Origin of the sequence: Butyricicoccus sp. (assembly GCF_050872565.1) — a bacterium.
GTDB lineage: Bacteria > Bacillota > Clostridia > Oscillospirales > Butyricicoccaceae > Butyricicoccus_A.
Window position 1 is genome coordinate 1 of sequence record NZ_JBNMHC010000508.1, and the last position, 1,155, is coordinate 1,155.

Annotated in this window: 1 protein-coding gene; it reads left to right on the top strand. The window is 47.6% G+C overall.

Annotation, left to right across the window (positions count from 1 at the left end; all coding sequences use genetic code 11):
• Positions 1 to 1,155, top strand: a 1,155-nt coding sequence (locus tag ACR0P9_RS12965) for a RelA/SpoT family protein (RefSeq protein WP_432620796.1), incomplete at both ends; no start/stop codon positions are given.

Consider the following 1,155-nt stretch of genomic DNA (forward strand, 5'->3'; position numbering starts at 1 on the left):
CTTGGGTATGCAGCGCGTCAAATGGGAGCTGGAAGATCTGTCGCTCAAATATTTGGATCCAATTGGCTATAAGGAAATTGTAGACGGCTTGGAGCGGCAGCGTCCGGAGCTGGAAGAGATGCTCGACCGCATCAAAAAGACGATTCACGGCAAATTGGACGAGAGCGGCATCAAAAATTCTATTTCCGCCCGCGTCAAGCATATTTATAGTATTTATCGTAAGATGTTTGAGCAAAACAAGAGCATCAACGAAATTTACGATATTTGCGCGGTGCGCGTAATTGTAGAATCCGTGGCAGACTGCTATAATGTTTTAGGCTATGTGCATGACCTGTACAAGCCGATTCCGGGACGATTTAAAGATTATATCTCGACGCCGAAGCCGAATGGCTATCGGTCATTGCATACAACAGTCATCGGCCGTTCCGGTGTGCCGTTTGAAGTTCAGATTCGTACAGAAGAAATGCACAAGATGGCAGAATATGGCATTGCAGCGCATTGGAAGTACAAGGAACACTTGCAGAAGAGCAGCGGCGAGGAAACCTATGCGTGGATTCGTCAGCTGCTGGAAGCACAGCAGGACACCGAGGCGGAGGATTTTATCAAGCATATCAAGGTCGATCTGTTCTCGGACGAAGTATTTGTCTTTACTCCGCGCGGTGACGCAGTCAGCCTGCCGCTGGGTGCAACACCGATTGATTTTGCATACGGCATTCATTCCGCAGTCGGCAACCGCATGACCGGATGTAAAGTCAACGGCCGCATTGTGCCGATTAACTATACGCTGAAAAACGGCGATGTGGTCGAAGTTTTGACTTCCAAAGAGACACATGGTCCGAAGCGCGATTGGCTGCAAATCGTCAAGACATCTGAAGCCCGCAGTAAAATTAAACAGTGGTTTAAGAAAGAATGTCGTGAGGAAAATATTGAGCAGGGTCGTGCTGATTTGGATCGCGAGCTGCGTTCCAGCCTGCTGTACAGTCACTTTATGGAAAAGCCGGAAATTCAAAGCAATATTTTGAAGAAATTCGGCTATGCAAATCTGGAAGAACTGTACAATGCACTGGGTTATGGCGGTCTTACCGTAACGAAAGTGCTGAATAAAGTGCGCGATGAAGTCATTCGCGCGAGAAAACAGGAAGAAAAACAGAAGCC